Source organism: Pseudarthrobacter sp. PvP090, from assembly GCF_040547365.1.
GTDB lineage: Bacteria > Actinomycetota > Actinomycetes > Actinomycetales > Micrococcaceae > Arthrobacter.
In genome coordinates this window covers 1-22,985 of the sequence record NZ_JBEPPO010000005.1, presented here as the reverse complement: position 1 = coordinate 22,985, position 22,985 = coordinate 1, and the positions used below count along the sequence as shown (strand labels likewise).

Annotated in this window: 20 protein-coding genes and 1 tRNA gene; 8 read left to right on the top strand and 13 right to left on the bottom strand. The window is 67.1% G+C overall.

All coding sequences use genetic code 11. The annotated features are described in order from the left end of the window. Positions 1-147: 147 nt before the first annotated feature. The 3 genes from ABIC21_RS06900 to ABIC21_RS06890 all read right to left on the bottom strand — a co-directional run bounded on the left by ABIC21_RS06900 (position 148) and on the right by ABIC21_RS06890 (position 1,933). Entirely contained in the window at positions 148-693 is a 546-nt protein-coding gene (locus ABIC21_RS06900) for an AMIN-like domain-containing (lipo)protein (protein ID WP_354349677.1), read from the bottom strand. Positions 694-941: 248 nt separating this feature from the next. Beyond that, complete coding sequence (locus tag ABIC21_RS06895) at positions 942-1,244, bottom strand: DUF4193 domain-containing protein (protein WP_056741192.1); 303 nt, start codon at positions 1,242-1,244, stop codon at positions 942-944. Positions 1,245-1,444: 200 nt separating this feature from the next. Continuing rightward, on the bottom strand, positions 1,445-1,933 hold the full coding sequence (locus ABIC21_RS06890; protein ID WP_354349676.1) for a GyrI-like domain-containing protein: 489 nt from the start codon (positions 1,931-1,933) through the stop codon (positions 1,445-1,447). Between the two features lie 291 nt (positions 1,934-2,224). Here ABIC21_RS06890 and ABIC21_RS06885 point away from each other — a divergent pair, with 291 nt between their 5' ends. After that, on the top strand, positions 2,225-3,553 hold the full coding sequence (locus ABIC21_RS06885) for a hypothetical protein (protein ID WP_502935970.1): 1,329 nt from the start codon (positions 2,225-2,227) through the stop codon (positions 3,551-3,553). A gap of 129 nt (positions 3,554-3,682) precedes the next feature. Here the strand turns inward: ABIC21_RS06885 and ABIC21_RS06880 are convergent, their stop codons facing one another. The 4 genes from ABIC21_RS06880 to ABIC21_RS06865 all read right to left on the bottom strand — a co-directional run bounded on the left by ABIC21_RS06880 (position 3,683) and on the right by ABIC21_RS06865 (position 5,461). Continuing rightward, positions 3,683-4,060: a hypothetical protein gene (locus ABIC21_RS06880; protein ID WP_354349674.1), complete on the bottom strand. Its 378-nt coding sequence runs from the start codon at positions 4,058-4,060 to the stop codon at positions 3,683-3,685. A 14-nt stretch (positions 4,061-4,074) separates the two neighbouring features. Then, positions 4,075-4,227 (bottom strand): PxKF domain-containing protein, encoded by a 153-nt coding sequence (locus ABIC21_RS06875; protein WP_354349673.1) that lies wholly within the window; start codon positions 4,225-4,227, stop codon positions 4,075-4,077. A 116-nt stretch (positions 4,228-4,343) separates the two neighbouring features. After that, positions 4,344-4,420 (bottom strand) — tRNA-Thr (locus tag ABIC21_RS06870). 150 nt (positions 4,421-4,570) lie between these two features. Next, positions 4,571-5,461, bottom strand: coding sequence for a DsbA family protein (locus tag ABIC21_RS06865; protein ID WP_354349672.1), 891 nt, complete (start codon positions 5,459-5,461; stop codon positions 4,571-4,573). A 304-nt stretch (positions 5,462-5,765) separates the two neighbouring features. Between ABIC21_RS06865 and ABIC21_RS06860 the strand changes: the two genes are divergently transcribed. The 4 genes from ABIC21_RS06860 to ABIC21_RS06845 all read left to right on the top strand — a co-directional run bounded on the left by ABIC21_RS06860 (position 5,766) and on the right by ABIC21_RS06845 (position 10,871). Next, a complete protein-coding gene (locus ABIC21_RS06860) occupies positions 5,766-7,175 on the top strand; it encodes an alpha,alpha-trehalose-phosphate synthase (UDP-forming) (protein WP_354349900.1) in 1,410 nt (469 codons plus the stop codon). Next, complete coding sequence (gene otsB, locus ABIC21_RS06855) at positions 7,165-7,992, top strand: trehalose-phosphatase (RefSeq protein ID WP_354349671.1); 828 nt, start codon at positions 7,165-7,167, stop codon at positions 7,990-7,992. The genes ABIC21_RS06860 and otsB overlap by 11 nt, the downstream gene beginning before the upstream one ends. A 243-nt stretch (positions 7,993-8,235) precedes the next feature. After that, positions 8,236-9,318 carry an ABC transporter ATP-binding protein gene (locus ABIC21_RS06850; RefSeq protein WP_354349670.1) on the top strand — a complete coding sequence of 361 codons (1,083 nt, stop codon included), beginning with the start codon at positions 8,236-8,238 and terminating at the stop codon, positions 9,316-9,318. A gap of 116 nt (positions 9,319-9,434) precedes the next feature. After that, positions 9,435-10,871 (top strand): DUF4032 domain-containing protein, encoded by a 1,437-nt coding sequence (locus ABIC21_RS06845; RefSeq protein ID WP_354349669.1) that lies wholly within the window; start codon positions 9,435-9,437, stop codon positions 10,869-10,871. Between the two features lie 92 nt (positions 10,872-10,963). Here the strand turns inward: ABIC21_RS06845 and ABIC21_RS06840 are convergent, their stop codons facing one another. The 5 genes from ABIC21_RS06840 to ABIC21_RS06820 form a co-directional block, all read right to left on the bottom strand. Continuing rightward, the gene (locus ABIC21_RS06840) at positions 10,964-12,331 is read right to left on the bottom strand and encodes an FAD-binding oxidoreductase (protein WP_354349668.1); all 1,368 of its coding nucleotides are present in this window, start codon (positions 12,329-12,331) and stop codon (positions 10,964-10,966) included. 80 nt (positions 12,332-12,411) lie between these two features. After that, positions 12,412-14,490, bottom strand: a complete 2,079-nt coding sequence (locus ABIC21_RS06835) for a glycoside hydrolase family 13 protein (protein ID WP_354349667.1) — start codon at positions 14,488-14,490, stop codon at positions 12,412-12,414. A gap of 2 nt (positions 14,491-14,492) precedes the next feature. Then, entirely contained in the window at positions 14,493-15,461 is a 969-nt protein-coding gene (locus tag ABIC21_RS06830; RefSeq protein WP_354349666.1) for a sugar ABC transporter permease, read from the bottom strand. Further along, positions 15,458-17,116, bottom strand: a complete 1,659-nt coding sequence (locus ABIC21_RS06825; RefSeq protein WP_354349665.1) for an ABC transporter permease subunit — start codon at positions 17,114-17,116, stop codon at positions 15,458-15,460. The genes ABIC21_RS06830 and ABIC21_RS06825 overlap by 4 nt, the downstream gene beginning before the upstream one ends. A gap of 133 nt (positions 17,117-17,249) precedes the next feature. Continuing rightward, positions 17,250-18,548, bottom strand: coding sequence for a sugar ABC transporter substrate-binding protein (locus ABIC21_RS06820; protein ID WP_354349899.1), 1,299 nt, complete (start codon positions 18,546-18,548; stop codon positions 17,250-17,252). 338 nt (positions 18,549-18,886) lie between these two features. On the opposite strand from ABIC21_RS06820, the gene ABIC21_RS06815 reads away from it, so the two are divergent. Together ABIC21_RS06815 and ABIC21_RS06810 are read left to right on the top strand one after the other, a co-directional pair. Then, positions 18,887-20,668, top strand: coding sequence for a glycoside hydrolase family 13 protein (locus ABIC21_RS06815; RefSeq protein WP_354349664.1), 1,782 nt, complete (start codon positions 18,887-18,889; stop codon positions 20,666-20,668). Between the two features lie 3 nt (positions 20,669-20,671). Then, positions 20,672-21,703 (top strand): LacI family DNA-binding transcriptional regulator, encoded by a 1,032-nt coding sequence (locus ABIC21_RS06810; RefSeq protein ID WP_354349663.1) that lies wholly within the window; start codon positions 20,672-20,674, stop codon positions 21,701-21,703. A 31-nt stretch (positions 21,704-21,734) separates the two neighbouring features. On the opposite strand, the gene ABIC21_RS06805 is transcribed toward ABIC21_RS06810, so the two are convergent. After that, entirely contained in the window at positions 21,735-22,235 is a 501-nt protein-coding gene (locus ABIC21_RS06805; protein WP_354349662.1) for an SRPBCC domain-containing protein, read from the bottom strand. A gap of 199 nt (positions 22,236-22,434) precedes the next feature. On the opposite strand from ABIC21_RS06805, the gene ABIC21_RS06800 reads away from it, so the two are divergent. After that, the coding region (locus ABIC21_RS06800) for a dihydrofolate reductase family protein (protein WP_354349898.1) at positions 22,435-22,985 on the top strand (551 nt) is incomplete at its 3' end.

Below are 22,985 nucleotides of genomic sequence, written 5' to 3'. Positions count from 1 at the left end.
GGTACCGCTAGGTCCGATATCTTCGACGCTACCGCAGGGTGCAACAGGACCGCGACGGTACCGGAAGAATTTCTCGGTCAGCTTACTAAGTCGGCTTACTAACGACGGTTGGCGCCCCCTGGACGACGCCGCCAACCGGCCAGGGCGTCACCAGAAATGCGCGACGTCGATCACGAACCGTGAGCCCGCGTCCGGCCCGGCCAGGGTGAACACGCGGAACGGCAGCCGGGCCCGGACGCCGAGGCCAAGGCTTGAATAGCCCTCGAAGCTGTTGGCCCATGCCACCTGCCGGAAGGTCTGGTAGCCGCTGACATTGCTCAGTTCTTTCGGGTCCGCCGGTTTGTAGGTGGCGTTGCCTTGGCCGTCATAGGCCGGGGCGTTCACCGTGACCTGGAGGAACGCCTGGCCCCGCAGCGGGACCGGCAGTCCCGATCCGTCCTGCGTGACCTGCGGAACGTAGCGGACGGTGTAGCCGCTGACGGGCCCGTTGAGGTCGATGACGAGCCGGTCGAAGCAGTAGTGCTGCCCTGTGCGGACATTCGTGACGTTGGCCGCGCTCATCCCCTCGGCACCCTTCATCAGCGAGCCCCACACGAGTCCGCAGTAGGGAGCCGCCGTTGCGGGGCCGGGCGCCACGAGCCCCGATCCAACAGCCATTAGGATCGCTATCAGCCACACCCGGAACTTCTTCATTTGGGCCGCCCCCTCGAGAGATGAGATAGCACCAGAATAGGAGCCTTTCGGGGCCGAATCGAGGGGTCGGCCGGATTTGCGTCGAACCGTTAGGCTGCGCCGCGGCTGGTCACGGGACGGTTGCGCCGCCGTCGTCCGGCTGCCGGTTGACTCCGGACAACGGCGAAGCGCCGGTCCCTTGCGGAATCCGGCGCTTCGCGGTGCCTTGCTGGAAAGTTGTGAAGTGGTGGCGCGCGGTGGAAGGTCCCCTAGCCTTCGCAGTCGCGGCAGTACTTCAGGCCGTTCTTTTCCTTGGCCACCTGGGACCGGTGACGGACCAGGAAGCAGGAGGAGCAGGTGAATTCATCGGACTGCTCGGGTACAACAATGACGGTCAGCTCTTCGCCGGAAAGATCAGCGCCGGGAAGGTCGATGCCTTCAGCCGTGTCGTTCTCGTCGACGTCAATGACAGCAGTCTGGGCGCCGCCGCCGCGGGACGCCTGAAGTGCCTCCAGCGACTCAGCGGGAGATTCTTCTTCTGTCTTGCGTGGTGCGTCGTAATCGGTAGCCATTTGGGGGTTCACTTTCGTTGCTGCGCAGCGCCATTTCAGGCACCTCAGTGAAGCAGTTTAGGACATTATGCACGCAGTTGAAGAATAGTGTGCCGAATCAGACACTTTGCGTCACACGGCCCCGCTAATGGGTCGGACAGGGCCCATCGACGGGCGCGGATAGCGTCCCGTTTAATGTCGGTCGGCCGCGGGCGCTGCGCTCAGGCGACGGGCCAGATGATGAGCGTCTTCCAGGTTGCCGGGTCCGGCTCCGCCGCGGGGTCGCTGAGGTAGTACTCCCACATCGCATCGCCCGGCGTCAGGCCTTCCGCCTGCATTTTCGCCATGATTGCCCCGTAAGTTTCGGGGAGCGTCTCGTAGGGGCCGACGTGCATCGCTTCGAAGGCCCGGCCGGCGGGGAGGGATCCCGCCGTCACACCGCCGTCGCCTCCGCCGGGGAACGGCGCCGCCACCGGAAAGCCGGCCTCGACGTCGACGACGTCGGTCGGCATCCCGCGATACATCGCGAACGGCGGTCCGGCCAGCTGGACATGCTGTTGTTCCGCCGCACTCATCACCGAGCTATACGCGCGGCCGAAGAACTCGCGCAGCCCCTTCATGGGAACGGTTTCACGCAACACTGCCGTCGGCTGTTCCTGAAGCTGCGTGGACTTGATGTCCGGCGTCTTGTCCGGATTCGTTTCAGTCATAGGCCCACATTCCGCCGGACGGCCAGCGAGGTCTAGGGCCTAACGTCCCGGCAGCCGCCGGCCACGACGCCGCGCCGGAAGACGGCGGGGACCTGACCCGGAATTCGAGCCGACCGCCGGGGCTGGCCGCCGATCCGATGCGTTTTGGAACAACTCCACGTGTTAGATTCTCGCTGTCTGCATCTTCTGTGCACGCTAGCGCAGCCCTTCCGGGCGCGGCCATCTGGGGGAAATGTTATGCCGTTATTCGATCGCATTCGGTCTTCTCTATCGAACCGCTTGTTGCCCGCCATGGTCCTGCTGCTGATGCTGGCACCGCTTGCCCCCGCATCCGCGGCGGCGCCGGCCACGACGCCGGCACGCGAAGCGTCCGCAGCGCAATTGCAGCCGGCTCCGGTGCCGACCGTCACCGGCACGGCCAAGATCGGTTACACCCTGACTGCCGTGCCCGGAACCTGGGGTCCGGCGCCCGTCGCCCTGAAGTATCAGTGGAAGGCCAACGGCCTCGTTCTCATCAACGCCACGGCCGCCACCTACAAACCAACGTCGGCCCAAACGGGCAAGACCCTCACCGTCACGGTCACCGGAACGAAGACCGGCTACACCAGCACAGCGAAGACCTCGGCCCCCACTGCCGCCGTCGCCGCCGGAACGCTGGGGCCGGCACCGGTGCCGACGATCACGGGCACCGCAAAGGTCGGCTACACCCTGACCGCCGTCCCGGGCACATGGGGTCCGGCGCCCGTGACACTGAAGTACCAGTGGAAAGCCAACGGCGTCGTGCTCCTCGGCGCGTCCGCCGCCACCTTCAAACCGGCGGCGGCGCACGCAGGCAAGACCCTCACCGTCACCGTCACCGGAACCAAGACCGGCTACTCCAGCAAGGCGAAGTCCTCCGCCTCCACCGCCGCAGTCAGGGCCGCAGGACCCGGCGTCGACGTGTCGTGGCCGCAGTGCGGAAACCCCCTGCCCAAGGGCCAGAGCTTCGCGATCGTTGGTGTCAACCACGGCTTGGCGAACAACACCAATCCGTGCCTGGCCACCCAGCTGTCCTGGGCCAAGACCTCCACCGGCGGAACCGGGCAGCCCCTTGTGGCGCTGTACGTCAATACCGGCAACCCTGGAACCGCCGGGTCCTGGTGGCCCACCAGCAACTCCTATGGCGGGAAGACCGTGGCCAACCCGTACGGTACCTGCACCAAGGGATCAGTTGGCACAGCCTGCTCCTACATGTACGGCTATGCCAAGGCCTATGACGACGCCAACATTCGCGGGATCACGAACCCGGCCTCCTACACGTGGTGGCTCGACGTCGAGACCGAAAACTCCTGGTCCACGAACAAGGCCGCCAACAGGGCCGACCTGGAAGGCATGGCAGCGTACTTCGCCAGCATCGGGGCCAAGACAGGCCTCTACTCGACCGGCTACCAATGGGGACTGATCGTCGGCACGGTGCCCTCGACTAGCAATCTCTACGCCCAGCGAAGCTGGCTCGCCGGCGCCAGTTCGTTAACCCATGCCAGCAGCATGTGTTCGGCAGCACCGCTGACAGGCGGCGGCAAAGTCACCATGACCCAATACATCTCGGGCGGGTTCGACTACAACAAGTCCTGCATCTAACGCCGGTCTCCGGGCGCCTCGGGCCCGTTCCTCGCTGCCAGCTTCGGGGGCAGAAGGGCAGCACCGGGTGGCGCCGCCCTTAGTTGTCCCGGGATGGTTTCTCAGGCCGCCGAGGGGCTGCCGTGGCGGTCAGGAACGGATGCGGCCCGAACCGACCGTGACGCCGCCGATAATCCCGGCCAGGCCCAGCGGCACGGCAGCCAGCGCCCCGATGTGGGGCAGCAGGCTTCCGCCGGCAACCAGATTGAGGCCGCCGACCACCACGGCCGGGGCCGCCACCAGCAAGCTCACCCACAGCTGGTCCCTCCGGTACAGCGACCAGCCGGCTGCGGCCAGGCCCAGTACGGAGCCCGCCAGGATGGACGTGCTGCCGAGCCGGTCCCGTTCGAAAGCGTTAGTGACGGTCCCGATATAGAACGTCTGGCCCAGGCCCAGACAGATGAGGACGACGCCCGCGGTCGCGGCGAGACCCCACGCCGCCCGGGCCGCCACAGACGATCCTTTCATGAGCGCTCCTGCCGTCATTTTGTGAACTGGAACGAGGCCGTATGGGCGGTGCCGTCAACCAGCGTCAGTGTGCAGGTCCGGCACGTCCCGGCCCAGGCCTTACTTGTCTTCCACACGTGGTTGTAAGTGTCCGTAACCGGATCGTACGCCAACGCGCTTCCGGGCATGACCCGGCGGGCGTGCTCGGTGTCTTTTCAAAGGGTGATGTCAGCGTGTCGTGGTCCGATGTCAGCCACAAAAAACCCCTCCGTTCCGGGCAAGACCACCGGAAGGGAGGGGTTTGTGGGGCCCCCTGTCGGATTCGAACCGACGACCCCCGCTTTACAAGAGCGGTGCTCTGGCCAACTGAGCTAAGGAGGCATTCCTGTGCACCGGCGGCTGCCGGGCCGCAATAAGGGCCTGGCGCGATGGCGCTAGATAAGGTTAGCCCACGGATGCCCGGTGATAAAAACAGGCCCGGCCCGGGACGAATCCGGACCGGGCCTGTCGTTTGCTCTTTTCTCCTGCCGTTTACTGCTTGGCGTCGATGGCGGCCTGCAGGAACTGCTCGAACGGGGTCTGGGCGCTCTCACCCTTGCCCCACTGCTGGCCCTCAACGAAGACGGTCGGCGTTCCGGTGACACCGATGGAGGCAGCCTGCTGGGTGGTGTATTTGACCCACGGGCGGAAGGTCTTCTCGTCCACGCACGTCTCGATGCTCTTGGCCCCGACGTCGGTGGCCATCTTCTTCAGGTCCGCATCCGAGATGCCGGCGCCGCCTTCAGCGGGCTGCTTCTCAAAGAGAGCATTGACGAAGTCCGCGTACTTCTCCGGCGATTCGTTCACAACGCAGGCGGCGGCGTTGGCTGCGCGGGAGGAGTAGTTCGTGGTGGAACGGGTGTCCAGGAAGCCCAGCGGACGGTACTCCACGGTGATCTTGCCTTCGTTGCGAAGGTTCGTGAGTGTCTCGTTGTACTGGGTCTCGAAGTTCTTGCACACGGGGCAGATGAAGTCGATGTAGAGGACCACCTTGACCGGCTTGCCGGCCTCAGCCTCGGCACCAGGTGCGGTCACAACTGCCGGCGGGGTCTCCGCCGGTGCGGGAATGTCGGCGACCCGGACGGTCGCAGGCTCGGTCTTCGCGACCTCGGAGTTGGCCAGGAGCGTGACGCCGCCGTAAACGTTGCCGTTGGCCGGGGTGGGGCCCTCGTCCGCGGTGGGGGCGTTCTTCTGGATGTTCGAGGTGACTACCAGCGCCACCACCACAATGATCGCGACGACTGCGGCAACGATGCCCCAGCCGATGAGCAGCTTGTTGCGCTTGTCCTTTTTGACCTGCGCCTCGCGGATTTCACGGGCTTTCTCGCGGGCCGCGGCAGTTCGCTCTGTTTTGGACTGACGGGGTTCGTTTGCGGGGCTCATTAGTTCCTCGGGTCGATCGGCCGGTGATATCCACTGGGTGGCAATTCATCATTTTAGGGGAGAAATCTGGGAACTTGCGCTTTCAACCTTCCTCCCCGCCTCCCAACGGACGAATAGCCCAGAAGATTCCGCCGGGCTAGGGTGGATAGGAGCCACGAGCGAACCCCAGGGAGCACCAATGCAGGCAAGCAAACACGCCGAATCGGATCCAAAATCCACGGGCGCTGTCGCCCACGGCACTGACGCGCAGGGCGCAGCCGCGCACGGCACAAGCGACGCCGATCCGGGCGCGCAATATGACTTCATGGTGGTGTCCAACCGCCTGCCGGTGGACCGCTGCTCCCCGGACGAGCCCGGCTGCGAGGACGGCTGGCGCCGCTCCCCCGGCGGCCTGGTCACCGCACTGGCCCCCATGATGACGAAGACCGACGGCGCCTGGGTCGGCTGGCACGGCGCCCCGGATGAGCATGTCCAGCCTTTCAGCCACGGCGGCATCGACCTCGTTCCCGTCCAGCTGAGCACGCACGACATCGAATTCTTTTATGAGGGCTTCTCCAACGCCACGCTCTGGCCGCTCTACCACGACGTGATCGCCCCGCCGGAGTTCCACCGGACCTGGTGGGACTCCTACCGCAAGGTCAACCGCCGGTTCGCGGACGCCGTGATCCACCACGCCAACCAGGGCGCCACCGTCTGGGTGCAGGACTACCAGCTCCAGCTCGTCCCGAAGATGCTGCGCGAGGCGCGTCCGGACCTGAAGATCGGGTTCTTCAATCACATCCCCTTCCCGCCGCCGGAGATTTTCGCCCAGCTGCCGTGGCGCCGCGCCATCATCGACGGCCTGCTCGGCGCGGACCTGGTCGGCTTCCAGCGCAGCAGCGATGCAGGCAACTTCATGCGCTCGGCCCGACGTTTCCTCGGCGCCAGCGTCAAGCAGCAGCAGGTCCACGTCAAGGGCAGCGACGGCGAGACCACCCATATCGCCCGTGCCCAGGCATTCCCCATCTCGATTGACGTCCAGCAGATCAGCGAACTCGCCCGGAAGCCCGAGATCATCGAGCGCGCCCGGCAGATCCGCCAGGATCTCGGCAACCCCAAGACCATCCTGCTCGGCGTCGACCGCCTCGACTACACCAAGGGCATCCGGCACAGGCTGAAGGCCTACGAGGAACTCCTGGCGGACGGCAAGGTGACGGTGGAGGACGCCGCCCTGATCCAGGTCGCCAGCCCCAGCCGCGAACGGGTGGAGCAGTACCGCCTGCTGCGCGAGGAAGTCGAGGGCACGGTCGGCCACATCAACGGCACCTACGACACCCTGCAGAACACCGCGGTCCGCTACCTGCACCACAACTACCCGATCGAGGAGATGGTGGCGCTCTACCTCGCGGCGGACGTCATGCTCGTCACGGCCCTGCGGGACGGCATGAACCTCGTGGCCAAGGAATACGTCACGGCCCGGACCAACAACGACGGCGCGCTGGTGCTGAGCGAGTTCGCCGGCGCCGCGGACCAGCTCAAGCAGGCCCTGCTGATCAACCCGCACGACATCGACGGCCTCAAGGAGACCGTCATGAAGGCCGTCAACATGCAGCCCGCCGAGGCAGCCCGCCGCATGCGCTCGATGCGCAAGCAGATTCTGGACCACGACGTCGATCTCTGGTCCTCCGACTTCCTGAGCGCGCTCGAAGAAAAGGTAATCCGCGATGACTCCTGAGCTCTCCCCGGAACAGACCCCGCTCTCGCTCTCACCGGACCTGCTCGAGGCCCTGCGCCGCATCGCCGCCACGGAGCATCTGCTGGTTGCGATGGATTTCGACGGCACGATGGCTCCCCTCGTGGACCATGCCGGGGATGCCCGCGCCCTCCCCCGTTCGGCAGCGGCCTTCGCCGCGCTCACCGAACTGCCGCGGACGACGACGGCGCTCATCTCGGGGCGCGCCCTGGACAGCCTGCGGGCGGTCGCCTTCCCCCCGGAGAAGACGCTGCTGATCGGCAGCCACGGCGCCGAAGTCTGGATGGGACCCGGGTCCTCGAAACTGGAACTCGATGACGCCCGCCGGGAGCTGCTCGCCGAGGTCCGGCGCGAGCTGGAGGGCATTGTGGAGGTGGCCCCGGGAACCCTGCTGGAGGACAAGCCGGCCGGCGTAGTCCTGCACACCCGCCTTGCCGAGGACGACGTCGCCGAGGACGCTGTCGCCGCTGCCCGTGCCGTACTGCAGGACCGGCCCGGGGTGTACCTGAAAAGCGGCAACCGCGTGCTGGAGACCTCCGTGGTCCACGCCTCCAAGGGGGAAGGCGTCGCCTTCCTGCGCCAGGCGACCGGCGCCACCGCCACGGTCTTCGCCGGCGATGACACCACTGACGAGGATGCCCTGGCACGCCTGCTCCCCGGGGATCTCGGGGTGAAGGTCGGACTGGACTTCACCCAGGCCCAGTTCCGGATCGAAGCGCCGGCGCATGTTTCCGAGCTGCTGGAGGCCCTGCTGCGGGAACGCCGACGCGCCCTCGGGCTGCCGGAGACTACCTCATAGCGGGCACCGGGTAAGCCGTATCACGTGTGACATCTGCAACATTTTGACCCTTTTAACAAAAATATGACATACTCTGGTTGTGATGTGGCGCACAAGTACCGTGCGGCGTCATTGGATACTCCTCGGCTTCGGCCGGGGAGTATACGCACGACCAGGTGCTGACAACTGAATTAACAACTGAAAAATAAGACCATTCACTACGGATCGTCCGGCACGTACCTGCCGGTGAAGGGATTGATAACTGTGGCTACAGTTACTTTTGATAACGCAACACGTCTGTACCCGGGCACGGATAAGCCCGCTGTTGACAAGCTCAACATTGAAATCGCCGATGGCGAATTCCTGGTCCTCGTTGGACCCTCCGGCTGTGGCAAGTCGACCTCCCTGCGTATGCTCGCAGGTCTTGAGGACGTCAACGCCGGCCGGATCCTCATTGGCGACCGCGATGTTACCGACGTTCCCCCGAAGGACCGCGACATCGCCATGGTCTTCCAGAACTACGCCCTGTACCCGCACATGACGGTCGCGGACAACATGGGCTTTGCGCTGAAGATCGCCGGTGTCAGCAAGGAAGAGCGCGCCGAGCGCGTCCGTGAAGCTGCCAAGCTCCTGGACCTCGAGCCGTACCTGGACCGCAAGCCGAAGGCACTCTCCGGCGGCCAGCGCCAGCGTGTTGCCATGGGCCGCGCGATCGTCCGTAACCCGCAGGTCTTCCTTATGGACGAGCCGCTGTCCAACCTTGATGCGAAGCTCCGCGTGCAGACCCGCACGCAGATCGCATCCCTGACCCGCCGCCTGGGCGTCACCACGGTCTACGTGACCCACGACCAGGTCGAGGCCATGACCATGGGCGACCGCGTCGCCGTACTGAAGGACGGCCTGCTGATGCAGGTCGACACCCCGCGCAACCTGTACGACAAGCCGAAGAACGTCTTCGTGGCCGGCTTCATCGGCTCCCCCGCGATGAACCTGCTCGAGCTTCCCGTCGTCGACGGCGGCGTGCAGTTCGGCGGCACGATCTACCCGGTGCCGCACAACGTCCTCGAAGAGGCCAGCGGCAAGACCGTCACGCTCGGTTCCCGCCCGGAGGATCTCGAGCAGGTCGCCCAGGGTGAAGGCCTCCAGGTTGAGGTCGACGTCGTCGAGGAACTCGGCGCCGACGCCTACGTCTACGGCCACACCACGCTGGACGGCCAGAGCCACGACATAGTGGCCCGCGTCGACGGCCGCCGTCCCCCGATGAAGGGTGAATCCATCTGGGTCCGCCCGCAGTCAGGCCACGTGCACCTGTTCGACACCAAGACCGGTCTGCGCCTGGGCGACTAACCCGCTGACGCAACCGACGGCGGTCCTCCCTACTGGAGGGCCGCCGTCGGGCTTTAACTTTCCTGGCAGCGCCCTTTTCGTTAGGGCCGCCGCCCTTAGTACGGAAGAATTGGTTCATGACCGAGCAAAACTCCAGCACCGAGGACAACGGCGCCCAGTGGCACGACGAACCCACCGACTACGGTCAGATCGGCAAGCTGCCCCGGTTCGAAGCCGCCAGCGCCAATGACAGCAAGGCGTCCGTGGCCTCGAGCTCGCTGAGCATCACCGCCGCCGCCACCGACCCGGAGCTGCTGGACCTGCCGTGGCACATCGCCCTGGAGGACTGGCCGGCGGAATACCTCGCCGCGCTCCCCCGCGGCATCTCCCGCCACATCGTGCGCTTCGCCCACCTTGGCGGCTCCGTCATCGCCATCAAGGAAACCTCGGAACACGTGGCCCGCCACGAGTACCACATGCTCCGCAAGCTCGCCCGGCTGGACGTGCCCTGCGTGGAACCGGTCGCCGTGATCACCGGCCGCACGACGCCGGACGGCCGGCCGCTGAACCCCGTGCTGGTCACCCGGCACCTGAAGTTCTCCATGCCGTACCGCGCCCTCTTTTCGCAGATGCTGCGCAAGGACACCCTCACGCGCCTGATCGACGCCCAGGCCCTGCTCCTGGTGCGCCTGCACCTGATCGGGTTTTACTGGGGCGACGTCTCCCTGTCCAACACGCTGTTCCGCCGCGACGCCGGAGCCTTCGCCGCCTACCTCGTGGACGCGGAGACCGGCGAGCTGTACCCGGACCTGTCCACGGGCCAGCGCGAATACGACCTGGAAATCGCCCGCGTCAATATCGCCGGTGAACTCATGGACCTGCTCGACGGCGGCCTGATCGAGGAAAAAGTCGACCCCGTGGCCACGAGCGAACTCATCATGGACAGCTACCGGCGCCTCTGGACCGAGCTGACGGAGAAGGAATCCTTCGAGATCGGTGAGCGCTGGCGGGTGGCGGCCCGCATCCGGAAGCTCAACGAGCTGGGGTTCGACGTCGAGGAATACGCGATCAAGACAACGCAGAACGGTTCCACGATCCAGCTGCAGCCCAAGGTGGTCGACGCCGGCCACCACCAGCGCCGGCTGCTGCGCCTGACCGGCCTGGACGCCCAGGAAAACCAGGCCCGCCGGCTCCTGAACGACATGGACTCCTTCCGCGCGGACAACAACCCCGGGATGGACGAGGAATACAGCGCCCACCTGTGGGTCAGCCAGATTTTCGAACCGATTGTCCGTTCCATCCCCCGCGACCTGTCCGGGAAGCTGGAGCCTGCGGAGGCTGTGCACGAGATCCTGGAGCACCGCTGGTACATGTCCGAGAAGGAGAACCGGCACATCCCGCTGGCCGAAGCCGTGCAGTCCTACATCGACTCGGAGCTGCGCCACCGCCGGGACGAGGCGGCCATCATGTTGAACCCGGACACGGAGCTGCTCAAGATCCTGGAGGTCGAAACGGAGGAATCCCGCTACGGCGCCGACGAGTCCATCGACGAATACCCCGACTCCGACGATTAGGCGTCCGCCCAACTGACTTGCAGCAGGGGCCGTTCTGGACCCTCAGAACGGCCCCTGCTGCCAGTCAGGGTGGCGGTAACAGCACAGGCGGGCTAGATCGCCTTGCCTGGGTTCAGGATGCCGGCCGGGTCGAACAGTTCCTTGATCCGGTGCTGCAGTTCGCGCACGGGTTCCTTCTGTTCCAGCCCGAGCCAGCGCAGCTTGAACTGGCCGATCCCGTGCTCCCCCGTGATGGTTCCGCCCATTGCCAGCGCCACGGTGATGGATTTGTCCAGGGCTTCGCCCAGCCGTCCCATGGCATCGGCACCGGCAGCGCTGTCCACCCGGTCCACCCAGAACGTCGGGTGCAGATTGCCGTCGCCGGCGTGCGCCACCACCTTGAGCCTGACCCCGTACGCCGCAGCCATGGCCTCCAGCTCAGCGACGTAGTCCACGAGCCGGGAGCGCGGCACGGCGACGTCCTCACCTACCCGGAATTCGTCGTCGACCTCCACTCCGCGGCTGTTGCGCCGCAGGTCCACGAGCCGCTCGGCTTCCGCGCTGGCTTCCATGGTCACCACCGCGCCGCCGGCCACGAGGACTGGCCGGATCACCGCCGCCTCCGCCGCGGCGCCGAAGCCGTCGGTCTGGATCAGCAGCAGGGACTGTCCCCGGGCGGCGAGGTCCGAGCCGTGCAGCTCATCGAGCTGGGCCAGCGTGCCGCTGTCGAGCAGTTCCATGATGGCCGGCTGCACGCGTGCCCGGCCCACGGCGAGGACGCCGGCCGCGGCGCTGCGGAAGTCCGGGTAGAAGGCGGCGATCGTGTGCACGTCCTGGGGGAGGTATTTGAGCCGGACGGTGATTCCGACGACGATCCCCAATGTCCCTTCGGAGCCGACGAAGAGCCCGGTGAGGTCGTAGCCTGCGACGCCCTTGAAGGTCTGGTGGCCGGTGTGGATGAGCGAGCCGTCGGCCAGGACGACGTCGAGCGCCAGCACCGAGTCGCGGGTCACCCCGTATTTGGCGCAGCGCAGGCCGCCGGCGTTCGTGGCCACGTTGCCGCCGATCGTGGACTGCTTGAAGCTGGCCGGGTCGGGGGCGTACATGAGTCCGTGGACTGCGGCGGCCGCGTTGAGGTCCGCGTTGATGACCCCGGGTTCGACGACGGCCGTTTCGTCATCGGCGTTGAGGTCCAGGATGCGGTTCATCCGTTCCAGGCTCAGCACGACGCATCCCTTGCTCGCATGGGCACCACCCGAGACACCCGTCCCGGCACCCCGGGCCACCAGCGGAACCCCGGCGGCGGCGCAGGCGCGGACGGTGGCCTGGACGTCGTCGATGGATTCGGCCCGGACCACGGCCTGCGGCAGCTGGTAGTCCAGCACCGGAGCCTGGTCCACGGCGTAAGCAGCCAGGGTGGGGGCATCCAGGGCGACTTTGGCCGGGCCCAGGGCAGAGGTGAGCTCGTCGATGATGCTCATGCGGTCTCCAGTTCGTCGAATCCGGCCTTCAGTCTAAGGCGCGGACACGGGAGCCCGGACTGGCGTGGTGATGGTGGCGTTCATTGTGGCGTGGCTGCGGGCAGCGTGGTGCCGGGCAGCACCCATGCCCCGGCCGCGGGGCCGCAGGTGCGGATCAGGATCCCCGAGGCCGACCCGTCAGCCAGGATCTGCCCGGCATCCCCGGGACCGGTGCTGACGGAACCCATGTCCAGGAGACCTGCGCCGAGGAGACCTGCGCTGAACGCGGGATCCGCCGCGAGGGCCCGGCACTGGGCGCCGGTCAGTGTCCCCGGCGCCAGATGAACGTCCGCGGCGGCCCGGGTGACGACGACGAGCACGGCGCTTCCTGCCGTTTCCCGGACAAAGGCGAGGGCGTCGCCTTCCGCGTGCAGCCAGCGGATTCCCCCGCCGGTCAGCGCGGGCTGGTCCCGGCGCAGCGCGGCGAGCGCGGCGTAGTCGTTCCGGAGGTCGGCAAGGATCCGGTCCGGATCGTCCCAGGGCATCGGCGTGCGCGACGCTTCCCCGTTGTAACCCTTGAGCCCGAATTCGTCGCCGGCGAACACCACCGGGACGCCGGGCATCGTGAACATCAGCACCGCGCCCAGCCGCTGGCCGCCGTCGATCATCACGGTGGCGGCCCGCGCGGTGTCGTGGCTGTTCAGCGCGTTCATGTTCTGCTGCCGGACGTTCCAGCTGAACGCGGCTGCCAGGTCCAGGTGGGTGGCCAGGAAGTCCTCGGCGCCGGTCCGGTTGGGGCCGGGCAAGGGGGTGCCGAAGAAATTGACGTGCGGGGCGTCGCCGGCGAGCCAGGACCAGAGGGGGCGGGTGAAGTTGGAGTAGGTCATGGCGCCGTGCCAGTGTTCCCCGCTGAAGTCCGGGGCGGCATCGTTGGTGGCTTCGGCCAGCAGCGCAGCCTCCGGGTTGATTTCCCGGACCCGGCCGGCGATCAGCCGGGCCACGTCCTGGTTCAGATCCGTGGCGCCGAGCCGTCCGGTCATGTTGCCGACGTCGATCCGCCAGCCGTCGAGGTTGAAGGGAGGCCTGAGCCAGCGGGCCACGGGCGAGTCGTCGGCCAGGACGAACCGTTCCTTAAGCCCCGCCGAGGCCCAGTTGAGTTTGGGCAGCGAGGCGACGCCGTACCAGGCTTCGTACTCCGTGTGCTCGCCATTGAAGTAGTAGTAGCCGGCTTCGGGAGCGCCCGGTTCGGCGAGGGCGCGCCGGAACCATTCGTGGGCGTCGCCGGAATGGTTGGCGGTGAGGTCGCCCATCACCTTCAGTCCGCGGGCGTGGGCGGCCTGCACCAGTTCCACCAGAGCCTGGTCTCCGCCAAGCAGCGGATCCACGAACGCAAAGGTCGCGGCGTCGTAGCGGTGGTTGGAGCGGGCCGGGAAGAACGGCGTGAGGTAGAGAACGTCCGCGCCGAGCTGCTGGATGTGGTCGAGCTTTTCGGTGATGCCGGCGAGGTCCCCGCCGTAGAACTGGTACGGGGTCCGCGGGCCGGAGCCCTCCACCGGGGTGGTGTCCCAGCTGCACGGCACCGCCCAGTCCGGGACGGGGCTGGCGGTGGCGGGCTGGTCCGGGAAGACCCCGTCCGCGGCCGCGCCGCGCGCGGAGGCCGCGGAGCGGGCGAAGCGGTCCGGGAAGATCTGGTACATCGTGCCCGTGCGGAGCCACTGCGGCGCCGCCGGGAACGTGGTCAGGCGGAAATCCGCGTAGTCGGAGACGTCCCGGCTGAAGAGGCCCTGCGCGTTCAGGCTCCAGTAGCGCAGCTCTCCACCGGCCGCGGCGGACGGTGCGCCCGAACCGCCCGCGGTGCCACCGCCGTCGGGCGCTGCCTGCGGAGCAGGGACCTCCAGCAGGAAGCGGTACCGGGCCACGGGGTTGGTGACCGTCATCGGCGCTTCCCACCAGACCCAGCCATCCGCCTCGCCACCATTGGTGCAGGGCTCATAGCGCGGCTCGCCGTCCTGGATCGAGCGCAGCCAGACCCTGGCGGCGCGTCCCCAGCCGGCCGGAACCCGGAGCCGCAGCCAGGCCGTGTCCCCGAGCGACACCTGCTGCGGGGCGTGCAGGCCGGAGCCGTCGTGGTGCGGCAGCAGCCCCGGCGTGCCCGGCCCGGGCCTGCCCAGCCCCGCCACGGTTAGCCCTTCACCGAGCCCTGGGTGAGGCCGCTGACGATGTAGCGCTGCAGGAAGAGGAACAGTGCCATCACCGGCACGGCCGCGACCACGGCACCGGCGGCAAAGACGCCCCAGTTCTCGGACCGCTGCTGCGCCACGAAGGAATAGAGGCCGACGGCGAGGGTCTGGCTGTCCGGGTCCGTGAGCACCACGCTGGCGATCACGAATTCGCCGGAGATGCCGATGAAGGACAGCAGGCCGACGACGGCCAGGATCGGGGTGACCAGGCGCATGATGATGCCAAAGAAGATCTGTGTGTGGCTGGCGCCGTCGATCTTGGCTGCCTCGTCGAGGGACTTCGGGACGGTGTTGAAGAACCCGTACATCAGGTAGGTGTTCACGCCCAGGGCCCCGCCGAGGTAGACCATGATGAGGCCCAGCTGGCTGCCGAGGCCCAGCGCCGGGATGACCTCGGAGATGCCGCTGAGCAGCAGGAAGATCGCGACGACGGCGAGCAGTTGCGGGAACATCTGCAGCAGCAGCAGGCTGAGCAGGCCGATCCGGCGGCCCTTGAAGCGCATCCGGGAGAACGCGTACGCCGCCATGGCGCCGAGGAACACGGTGGCCGCAGACGTCACGACGCCCACCACCATGGTGTTCACGAACCAGCGGGCGTAGGGCCGCCCGGGGTTGTTGAACAGCTCGGTGAAATTGCCGAAGTCGATGCGGCTGAACAGGGCATTGGAGCCCACCAGCGTTCCGGTGGAGTTGAACGCCGCGGAGAGCACGTACAGCAGCGGAAAAATCGCGAAGGTGGTCACGGCGATGCCGACCAGGTGCCGCCAGCCCTTGTCCTTGAACCAGACCCCGAACGGGCGCCGGCGCTGCAGCAGGCGGAGCTGCTCGACGTCGGTGGTGCTTCGGGGTGCCGCGTCATCGACGCCGGCCGGAGCTGCGGTTGTGCTGACGGTACTTGCTGACCCGTTCATGAGTTCACGTCCTCGAGTGCCTTGGTCTGCTTGAAGCTGATGGCCGAAACAGTGGCCACGATGATGAAGATGATGATGGCCAGGGCGCTGGCGAGGCCATAGTCACGGCCCGTCCCCTGGCCGAACGCCACCTTGTAGACGAGCGTGATCAGGATGTCCGTCGCTCCGATGTCCCGGTCCGTGTCCGCGAAGCGCGGGCCGCCGCCGGTGAGCATGAAGATCACGTTGAAGTTGTTGAAGTTGAAGGCGAAGGAGGAGATCAGCAGCGGCGCGATGGAGACCAGCAGCAGGGGCAGCTTGATGGCGCGGAACACCCGCCACGGTCCGGCGCCGTCCATCCGGGCGGCCTCGTCCAGCTCGGTCGGCAGCGACTGCAGGGCACCGGTGCAGACGAGGAACATGTATGGGAAGCCGAGCCACAGGTTGACGACAAGCACACTGATCTTGGCCAGGAACGGGTCCGTGAGCCAGCCGATCGTGGCCCCGCCCAGCAGGGTCTGGTTGAGCCAGCCGAACTGCGGGTTGAGGATGCCGGACCAGACCAGCCCGGACAGGAACGCCGGGAAGGCGTAGGGCAGGATCATCAGGATCCGGTACACCTTCTTGCCGCGCAGGTCCTCGCGGTTGAAGGTCATGGCCAGGAACAGGCCCATCGCGAAGGTCAGCGCCACGGAGGCCACGGCGAAGGTGAAGGTCCAGAGGATGACGCCCAGCAGCGGGCCTCTCAGGCTGGGATCGGTGAAGGCACGGGCGAAGTTCTCCATGCCGACGTCGATCTTCCATCCGGTGGTGAGCGTCTCGCCGTTGCTGGCCGCGAAGGCGCCCTTGCCGTTGTCCCGGTAAACAGCACCCGTATCGGTGTCGGTGAAGGTGTCGGCCGCGGCGTCGTAGGTCAGGGCCGGCTTGAACTGGTAGGCGTTGCTGCCGTCGGCGGTCCGCAGGGTGCCGTCGGCCGGGTCGGCGGAGACGGGAACGGTGATGCCCAGGATCTGCTGCTGGTTCGCCACGATCTCCTGGAAGTTCAGGGTGCGGTAGCCGTCCAGGGCGTTGGCCTTGCCGGTGGAGTCCGTGCCCGCGCCGGAAACGGCCTCAAGGGGCGCCTCCGTGCTGCCGAGCGAAACCTTGCCGTCCGGGTCCGTGAAGAGCAGGTAGAAGGAATTGTCCTTCGCGAGGACTGCCGTCTTGTACGCCGGCGAATCGGGGACGCGTTTCTGTGCGGTGAGCTGAATGGCGGCGATCGCGTCATCCTTGGTGCTGTTGTGCCCGTCCCCGTAGTTGGTGAAGGCGATGTAGCCGCTGAACAGGACGACGAAGACCTGGAAGACCAGCAGGAACAGCACTCCGGGGGCCAGATACTTCGCTGGGAGTCCGCCCTTGCGCAGGTAGATCCAGTTGATCGCGAGGACAACGGCGGAGGAAACGGCCAGCGCGCCCCACGACTCGCTGAGGAAAAGCATCATCAGGACGTAGACAGCCAGAGCGTCCACGAGGCCCAGCAGCACGATCTTGGCGACGGTGCCTTTGGTGGTGTCGGGGCCGAAACGGCGGCGCCCTGTGCCCGGGCGGACGGGCCGCCCGGGGGCGCCGTCCGCGGCTGTTGCCGTGCCTTTTGCGGCGGCCGGGGTGCCGGCCTGGCGGAGTTCGGTATCTGTCATGGCTGTCTACAGTCCTTGGGAGCAGCTGGTGGCGGTGCAGGAACGGGCCGGGCGGCATTGCTGCCGCCCGGCCCGGTGCTTGCCGGTCCGGAACGTTTTTGGGGTATCAGGACGTCACGAACCGGCGCGGGGACTAACCCCCGATTTTGGCCTTGATGCTGGCGGCCATCTTGGCCCAGTCAGCGGCCGGGTCGCCCTGGCCCTGGATCAGGGCGAGCTCGGTGGCTCCCCAGTCAGCCCAGACAGCGCTCATTTCCGGGATGGCCGGCATCGGGACGCCGGTGGCGCCGATCTTGCCGAAGGCTGCCACGACGGGATCGCTGGCGGCCTTCTCGAAGGATGCCTTCAGGGCCGGCGGACGGCCTCCGGCCTTGTACATCGAGTCCTGGGCGTCCTCGGAGGTGAGGTAGTTGGTCACGAACTCGTTGGTGGCCAGGGCGTTGGCGCTCTTGGCGCTGATGAAGAAGCCGTTGACGCCGATGAACGGCTGGGCCGGCTTGTCGCCGGCGGTGGGCAGTGCGTCCACAGCGAACTTGAGGCCCTTCTTCTGCACGTCCGGCACGTTCCACGGGCCCGTCAGGAAGTACGGGGACTCCCCGGCCAGGAACTTCTCCTTGGCGATGTCACCGGTGATGTTGGAGTTGATGATCTTCTCGCCGGCGTCGCCCCAGGCGAGCAGCTTCTTGGCGAACTCCACACCGGCGGCGTCGCCGATCAGGAGCTGCTTGGGATCGTAACCGCCGTCGGCAGCCAGGCCGAAGACCTGGGAGCCCATGGAGGCCTGCAGCGGGTACAGGTGGTAGGGGTCGCCCTGCTTCGGGTCCATGCCGACCAGGAACGGGAACTGCGCCTTGCCCTCGGCGACGGCCTTCTTGCCGTTGGCGATGACCTCGTCGAAGGTCTTGGCGGCCGCAGGGACCATATCGGTGTTGCGCAGCAGTGCGATGTTCTCGATCGCGTACGGGACGCCGTAGACGGAACCGTTGAACGTCATGGCCTTGACGGACGAGTCCTGGAAGCCGGCTTTCTTGTCGCCGAGCTCAACCGGGGCGATAACGCCGTTCTGGACGAACTTGCCTACCCAGTCGTGCGGGCCAACGATCAGGTCCGGGCCCTTGCCCGTCGGGACCTGCGTGATGAAGTCGTCGCGGACTGCCGCGAAGTCCTTGACCACGAGCTTCACTTCGATGCCCGTGTCCGCCTGGAACTTGGCGGTGATGTCCTTCAGCGCGGGTGAGCGCTCGGCATCGACCCACATGGTGATGGTGCCGGCGCCGGCCGCCTTGAGGTCCGGCTTGGCCGTGGCGGTGGCCGGTGCCGTGGCGGCCGCGCCGCCGCAGGCACTCAGTGCCAGCGCGGCAGCTACGGAGAGCGCCCCGGCCGTGAAAACACGGCGGCTGGTCCCGGTTTTGAGGGTGTTCTGCACCTTCATTGGTGTCCCTTTCATGAATCCTGCATCCACGCTGACGGCCCTGTCGGGAGGCTCTGGTCAAGTCTCCGGGGCCCGGTGGCATCGTCGGTGATGTGGCTCACAGCTGCAAGCGCTTCCAAAGTACACGGTCATGATGACTTTGAAAAGTCACACTACTGGCGGGTAATAGCTGCGGTCCAATCGGAGCTGGAAATCCTGAGGCGACGGGGTGTAGCCCCACTTCAGCGAGCTGACGGGGCTTAGCAAGGGATATTATCCATACGCTGGCGCAAAGGATGAATCAGAATTTTGGCTGGAAGCGTTTTCAATTTTGCCGGTTCGGCCTTACGATTACCGGCATGTCCGTTGACTCAGCACTCGCCGCCCCCGCCGAACTGGCCGGGGCCCTGACCGGCCCCCTGACGCCGGTGCACCCTGCAGATCATCTCCCCGGATGGTGGCGCTCCGCCGTCATCTACCAGGTGTACCCGCGCTCGTTCAGGGACTTGAACGGGGACGGCATCGGCGACCTCGCCGGCATCACCGCCGAACTGCCGAAGCTGGCGGATCTGGACATCGACGCCGTCTGGCTCTCCCCGTTCTACCGCTCCCCGCAGCGCGACGCCGGCTACGACGTCAGCGACTACTGCGACGTGGACCCCCTGTTCGGCACGCTGGCGGACTTCGACGCCATGATCGCCGAGGCCACGCGGCTGGGCCTGCGCATGATCGTGGACCTGGTCCCCAACCACTGCTCGGACCAGCACACCGCGTTTCAGGCCGCGCTCGCCGCGCCCGCCGGCAGCCCGGAACGGGACATGTTCATCTTCCGCGACGGCCGCGGCCAGTACGGCGAGGAGCCGCCGAACAACTGGGAGTCCCACTTCGGCGGCCCGGCCTGGACACGGATCGCCGAACCGGACGGCACCCCCGGCCAGTGGTACCTGCACCTCTTTGACACCTCCCAGCCGGACTTCAACTGGGACAACGACGCCGTGCACGAGGAATTCGAGCAGGTCCTGCGCTTCTGGCTGGACCGCGGCGTCTCGGGCTTCCGGGTGGACGTTGCCCACGCCCTAGTCAAGGCGCCGGGGCTGCCGGAATGGGGCGGCCGCGCCGACGGCAACAGCTGCGACGGCTACCCCGGCCATGACGCCCCGATGTTCGGCCAGCCCGCACTGCACGACATCTACCGCAAATGGCGGCGGATCCTCGCAGAATACGGCCCGGACCGCATCCTGTGCGCCGAGGCGAACGTGGATCCGCTCCCCCGCCTGGCCGACTGGGTCCGGCCGGATGAAATGCACCAGGCCTTCAACTTCCCGTACCTGCACGCCGGCCTGGACGTCCACCGCATGCGCGGGGTCATCACCGAGTCCCTGACCGCGCTCGACTCCGTCGGTGCCCCCAGCACCTGGGTGCTCTCCAACCACGACGTGGTCCGGCACGCCACCCGGTTCGGCTACGACGGCCATGCGCCGCGCGACGGCGACGGGATCGGCACCTTCGATCCCCAGCCGGACGAGGCCCTCGGCCGCTCGCGGGCCGCGGCCGCGTCCATGTTCATGCTGGGACTGCCCGGCGGCGCCTACCTCTACCAGGGCGAAGAGCTCGGACTGCCCGACGGGATCGATATCCCGGACAACCAGCGGCAGGACCCCACGTTCGGCCGCACCGGCGGCGAACGCCTGGGCCGCGACGGCTGCCGCGTGCCGCTGCCGTGGCGCGCCGCCGAACTCCACGCCGGGTTTGGCGACGGGGCGGCCCCCTGGCTCCCGCAGCCGGCGAGCTTCACGGAACTGGCGCGTGACGCCCAGGCCGCGTCGCCGTCGTCGCACCTTAACCTCTACCGGCGCATGCTGGCCGCCCGGCGCGAATTGGGACTGGGCCGGGGTTCACTCGCCTGGGCCGAGGACTGGTGCACGGACACCTGCCTCGCATACCTGAACGGCACCACCCTGGTGCTGCTCAATGCGGGACACGACGCCGTCGAACTCCCCGCCGGACGGATGCTGCTGCGCAGCTCCCAGGACTCCGCCGGGGACGGTCCTGAGTCATCTGATCCGGCCGGCCCGGGGCATCGGTTAGGCTCAGGGGAAACTGTTTGGCTGGAAATCTACATCGAGGACGCGGAGAGCTAACGAATGCCCGGCATCAAGGACGTCGCTGAGCGCGCTGGCCTCTCCATAGCCACCGTTTCGCGGGCCTTGAGCGGCAAGGGCAATGTCTCGGCCCGCAGCCGGGAACGCGCCCAAAGTGCCGCGGCCGAACTCGGCTTCGTCCTCTCGTACCACGCGTCCAGCCTGGCCTCCGGACGGAACCATAACGTGGGCGTTGTGGTTCCGTCCGTGCACCGCTGGTTCTTTTCCTCGGTCGTGGAGGGCGTCTCGGCGACCCTGCTGGACGCGGGCTATGACCTCACGCTCTACAACGTCAGCGAGGGGCAGGAACGCCGGCACAGCGTGCTCAACGACTTCCTGCTGCGCAAGCGTGTGGATGCGGTGATTGCCGTGTCGCTGGAGCTCAGCGAAGCCGAGATCCAGCAGCTGCTCGCGATCCACCGGCCCATCGTCGGGATCGGCGGTCCGCTGCCCGGCGCCTCCACCATCCGCATCGACGATTCGGGCATTGCCCGGTCCGCGGCCCGCCACCTGATCCAGCTCGGCCACAGCAAGATCGCCCACATGACCGGCGACGCCGCCTACGAGCAGGACTTCCGCCTGCCGGGCACCCGCCAGGCCGGTTTCAAGAAGGCCATGAACGACGCCGGGCTGGCGATCCGCCCGGAATGGCAGGTCTCCGCCGACTTCACCATCCAGGGCGCCTACGCCAGCGCCCGGCAATTGCTCGGCGGCTCCGTGGAGCGGCCCACAGCAGTCTTCGCGGCGTCCGATGAAATGGCTATCGGCACCATCCTTGCCGCCCGCGACTTCGGACTCCGGGTGCCTGACGACCTGTCCGTGATCGGCATCGACGGCCACGAACTCGGCGGCGTCTTTGGACTCACGACGATTGACCAGGACGCCCGCGGCCAGGGCGCGCTGGCAGTCCGCCGCCTGCTGGCCGGGCTCGACGGCGCCGGGGACACCGGGGCGGCCGACACCGAGTTCCCGACGCGCTTCGTGATCCGCTCCAGCACGGCCGTCCCACCCGTGGACACAGCGCCGCTCCACTAAGCGACGGGATGGTATTCAGGAGCCGGCAACCTTAGGCGCCGGCACCACCCATAAAACGCACGAAGCGGTCCAGGACACCCGGCCAGCCCGCGGCGTACTCCGCCCGAGTTGCGGCGGGGTCCTCGGCGCCTTCCCAGCCGGTGTGCACGAGGCGGAGTTCTGTACCGCCCTCCACGGCCCGGAACGCGACGCGCAGTTCCGTGGACCAGACGGCGGAGGAACCGGGGTGCCAGCTGGCATGGAAGGACAGCGGGGGCTGCCAGTCATCGATGGACCCCCAGATGGCGGTCCTGCCGTCGTCCGCGCTCTCCAGGATGAGGTTCTCCTCGAATTCCACATAGGACCCGGCACCGAAGACGCTGTGGTCCTGCAGCGGCCACCAGAGGTGCGTGTGTTCCGTGAATCCAACAAAGGCGCGCGCCACTGCCCCCGGCACAATGACGGTGTACACGACAGGGTCCAGCCCGTCTGCGGCGTCCGGCTCAGGTGTCTCGGCGGCCTCAGAGGCTGCGTGGCTGAAGAGGTTATCCATGGGCAACTACTCTACCCGCGGGCTGCCATTCCCCCATGTCCCCGCCGGCCGTGCGGGCAGCCGGGGTCCGGCGGCGGTTCGTGCGCGAACGGCCCGGCCACGCGCTGGACGGCTGGCCGCTGCCGGCCGATTGATTTCTTACTAGAGCGACAGCTCACGACACGCTAATGTGGGGGCACCCAAAGCAGAGGAGAGCCCCGTGGGCAAGGTGGTCATGTACAGCTCGGTGTCGGTGGACGGCTTCATCGCGGACGAGAACGACCAGCCCGGACCGCTGTTCGACTGGTTGTCCAGCGGTGACGTCCCGTTGGACGAGAGCGGCGAGTTGAAGGTGTCGCAGACGTCCTACGACTACACCCGGCCGTACTGGGACCAGATCGGGGCTACAATCGTCGGCCGCCACGTCTTCGACCTGACGGACGGCTGGGACGGGAAGCCTCCGAGCGGGATCGACCACGTGGTCGTCGTGACGCACCGGTTGGAGCCCGAGGGCTGGGACCCCGAGGCGCCGTTTCACTTCGTCGACGGCGTCGAGGCAGCCATGGCCAAGGCGCAAGAGCTTGCGGGTGACCGCATCGTCGAGGTCGCCGCTGGTGACGTCGGTGGCCAGATGCTTGCCGCGGGCCTGGTCGACGAGGTGCGCATGGACGTCGCACCCGTAGTGTTCGGGTCCGGCAAGCGCTACTTCGGGTCGGTCCACGCACAGCACCTGTTGGAGGATCCCGACGTGGTGATTCAGGGCAACCGGGT

Bases quoted from the DNA above. Each gene is read 5' to 3' on its own strand.
- ABIC21_RS06900 (WP_354349677.1), bottom strand. From the start codon at position 693: ATGAAGAAGTTCCGGGTGTGGCTGATAGCGATCCTAATGGCTGTTGGA.
- ABIC21_RS06895 (WP_056741192.1), bottom strand. From the start codon at position 1,244: ATGGCTACCGATTACGACGCACCACGCAAGACAGAAGAAGAATCTCCC.
- ABIC21_RS06890 (WP_354349676.1), bottom strand. From the start codon at position 1,933: ATGACTGAAACGAATCCGGACAAGACGCCGGACATCAAGTCCACGCAG.
- ABIC21_RS06885 (WP_502935970.1), top strand. From the start codon at position 2,225: ATGGTCCTGCTGCTGATGCTGGCACCGCTTGCCCCCGCATCCGCGGCG.
- ABIC21_RS06880 (WP_354349674.1), bottom strand. From the start codon at position 4,060: ATGAAAGGATCGTCTGTGGCGGCCCGGGCGGCGTGGGGTCTCGCCGCG.
- ABIC21_RS06875 (WP_354349673.1), bottom strand. From the start codon at position 4,227: ATGCCCGGAAGCGCGTTGGCGTACGATCCGGTTACGGACACTTACAAC.
- ABIC21_RS06865 (WP_354349672.1), bottom strand. From the start codon at position 5,461: ATGAGCCCCGCAAACGAACCCCGTCAGTCCAAAACAGAGCGAACTGCC.
- ABIC21_RS06860 (WP_354349900.1), top strand. From the start codon at position 5,766: ATGGTGGTGTCCAACCGCCTGCCGGTGGACCGCTGCTCCCCGGACGAG.
- otsB (WP_354349671.1), top strand. From the start codon at position 7,165: ATGACTCCTGAGCTCTCCCCGGAACAGACCCCGCTCTCGCTCTCACCG.
- ABIC21_RS06845 (WP_354349669.1), top strand. From the start codon at position 9,435: ATGACCGAGCAAAACTCCAGCACCGAGGACAACGGCGCCCAGTGGCAC.
- ABIC21_RS06840 (WP_354349668.1), bottom strand. From the start codon at position 12,331: ATGAGCATCATCGACGAGCTCACCTCTGCCCTGGGCCCGGCCAAAGTC.
- ABIC21_RS06830 (WP_354349666.1), bottom strand. From the start codon at position 15,461: ATGAACGGGTCAGCAAGTACCGTCAGCACAACCGCAGCTCCGGCCGGC.
- ABIC21_RS06825 (WP_354349665.1), bottom strand. From the start codon at position 17,116: ATGACAGATACCGAACTCCGCCAGGCCGGCACCCCGGCCGCCGCAAAA.
- ABIC21_RS06820 (WP_354349899.1), bottom strand. From the start codon at position 18,548: ATGAAGGTGCAGAACACCCTCAAAACCGGGACCAGCCGCCGTGTTTTC.
- ABIC21_RS06815 (WP_354349664.1), top strand. From the start codon at position 18,887: ATGTCCGTTGACTCAGCACTCGCCGCCCCCGCCGAACTGGCCGGGGCC.
- ABIC21_RS06810 (WP_354349663.1), top strand. From the start codon at position 20,672: ATGCCCGGCATCAAGGACGTCGCTGAGCGCGCTGGCCTCTCCATAGCC.
- ABIC21_RS06805 (WP_354349662.1), bottom strand. From the start codon at position 22,235: ATGGATAACCTCTTCAGCCACGCAGCCTCTGAGGCCGCCGAGACACCT.